2 protein-coding genes and 1 pseudogene are annotated in these 1,879 nt (G+C 56.6%); 1 reads left to right on the top strand and 2 read right to left on the bottom strand.

Translation table 11 applies throughout. From position 1 onward, the window contains the following. A pseudogene (locus tag EET13_RS32160) lies at nucleotides 1–176 on the top strand (IS1634 family transposase); the annotation flags it as partial. A 292-nt stretch (nucleotides 177–468) separates the two neighbouring features. Here EET13_RS32160 and EET13_RS29595 read toward each other — a convergent pair. Next, on the bottom strand, nucleotides 469–1,470 hold the full coding sequence (locus EET13_RS29595; RefSeq protein WP_122445558.1) for an aKG-HExxH-type peptide beta-hydroxylase: 1,002 nt from the start codon (nucleotides 1,468–1,470) through the stop codon (nucleotides 469–471). 90 nt (nucleotides 1,471–1,560) lie between these two features. Beyond that, nucleotides 1,561–1,695 carry a hypothetical protein gene (locus tag EET13_RS32510; protein ID WP_280177754.1) on the bottom strand — a complete coding sequence of 45 codons (135 nt, stop codon included), beginning with the start codon at nucleotides 1,693–1,695 and terminating at the stop codon, nucleotides 1,561–1,563. Between the last annotated feature and the right edge of the window lie 184 nt (nucleotides 1,696–1,879).

Genomic DNA, 1,879 nt, shown 5'->3' with positions numbered 1-1,879 from the left:
TCGCGCACTGCATTCAGGAACGCAGTGGGCTGGCCATCGCCAACATCATCAAGCAACTGCGACCGCTGCGCTCAGCGACCATCACCATCAACGGCGCCAGTCAGACCTTCCCACCCGAAATCCCTGAGCCCCAGCGGACAATCCTCGCCCACCTCGGCATCAAAGTGGCTTACTAAACCAAATGTCCTAACTCAGGTCAGGCTCAGTAAATATTTCGGGTCGAAGTGTCTCACTCAAGGTTGACAGAGAGGGGAACTCTTCACTGCAATTCTTCTTTGCCATCGAGTCAGATCCTCTCGCTTCCCCCGGTCTGACACCGGGATTAAGCGTGTCCAACACGCGGGGTCATGGCCCCCGCGACGACGGTGTGACGATGGAGCAGATCGCCAACGATTCCAGTGTCACCCGATGACGCGCGATGACGCTGACCCTTGTGTTGTCAAGAACACGCTGTTGCTCGATCACGGGTTATTTAACTTCATTGACCAACCGATGGTGATAACGCTCAAGGTCGTCGGCTAGCCGCCCTCCGACCGGGGTAAAGACGGCGTGTTTGCGCAGCGCGTTTATGCCAAGACCGAATTTACTGGTAAGCAGCTCTAGTCGCTGCCGGGCCGGTGACACATCCGCGCCGCTTAAGTGCGGTAGAAGACGCTGCACGCCTTGACACATGCGTGCAAGAACGAACACCTGGTGAAAATGGCCGACGAGGAGCCGCGGTTCTGCTCGGAGCGCAGATGGGGCACGGTCTTCGCCATTTACCACCAAACGGTCAAATGCCATGCGGACGTGGAGGGCATGGTGGCTGATCTCGTGTATCCAGGTCAGGTACAACCCGATGTCAGGTTCCGGCTGGCCAATGAAGACAGCCCCTAAAGCGCCAGGGATAGTCGATGAGAGTCCGGTGCATCCCTTTAGGAACACTACCTCCCTTACCAGGAGGTGACGTTCGAGTGCGAGTTCTGGCCAGACGGCTTCGATGAGACCCAAAACGTACTGGGATTGCGCGCGGCGCTGGCTGATGTCACCGACGACGGGCTCGATCATCTCAGGACGGCCGCCGAACCGTTGATCCTGCGCTATCTCTTCCATGGCAGTCTTGGCCCATTGCGGTGCCGGCGAATCGGCGAGGTAGCGCAAAGACGCCGGCACCATCCGTCCTCGTCGCGCGGTAAGCCGCCTCAACGCATCGATGCGAGCCGAAGGGTCCATCACGCCGCCAAATACCAACGACACATCTTCGGGAGTGCTCCAGGTCAGTTCGTTGCGGTGGTCAAGAAGTTCATGCCACGCACTCAATTCATCGCCGGGAGCCGTGGTGCGGGCAACCGAGATCGCGGTCGTGATTAATCTGCGTAACAACTCCGCTTGCCAGATCGACGCCATCGAGCGAATGCCGTCGCTGTCGCAATCCCAGTGTTGCAAACCTCGCCTCGCGACCGCTTCAATGTCCACCGCCGCCCGCACCATGCCTCCACTATTGGTAATCCGCGAATCAATTGATCTCAGCTCAATCCGAGACGCGACCCGCAAAACTACCACTATCCTCGCAGCCTACAATCATTCAGGCTGGTCCACTATCCATGGAAACGTGCTGTAAGCATATCCAGGCTTGGTCACTTCAAGATCCATCTCTGAATTATCTTGAAGTTCAGAACTGTACAACATAGGTGTTGATTCAACAGGATCTTTCATTGCGCAAATCCTTTCATTTGATGTAGAAGATTTCGCGCAATTAGTATACTGACCCTGCGGAACCTGTCAACGTTTCTGAGACACGATTTTCGGTGGTTTAGCGAGTCGGTTCTTCCTCCTTCGAGGGTGAGTTGATGGCCCTGAAGGTCGGCAGGGCGGGCGGTTGGGGTGGCTTGCGGATGAA

The organism is Mycobacterium attenuatum, from assembly GCF_900566085.1.
In the GTDB taxonomy this organism is placed as follows: Bacteria; Actinomycetota; Actinomycetes; order Mycobacteriales; family Mycobacteriaceae; genus Mycobacterium; species Mycobacterium attenuatum.
This window is presented reverse-complemented; position numbering and strand designations above follow the sequence as displayed.

What these genes read in the sequence shown, in the direction of transcription:
- EET13_RS29595 (WP_122445558.1), bottom strand. Translation starts at nt 1,470, where the DNA reads ATGGTGCGGGCGGCGGTGGACATTGAAGCGGTCGCGAGGCGAGGTTTG.
- EET13_RS32510 (WP_280177754.1), bottom strand. Translation starts at nt 1,695, where the DNA reads ATGAAAGATCCTGTTGAATCAACACCTATGTTGTACAGTTCTGAACTT.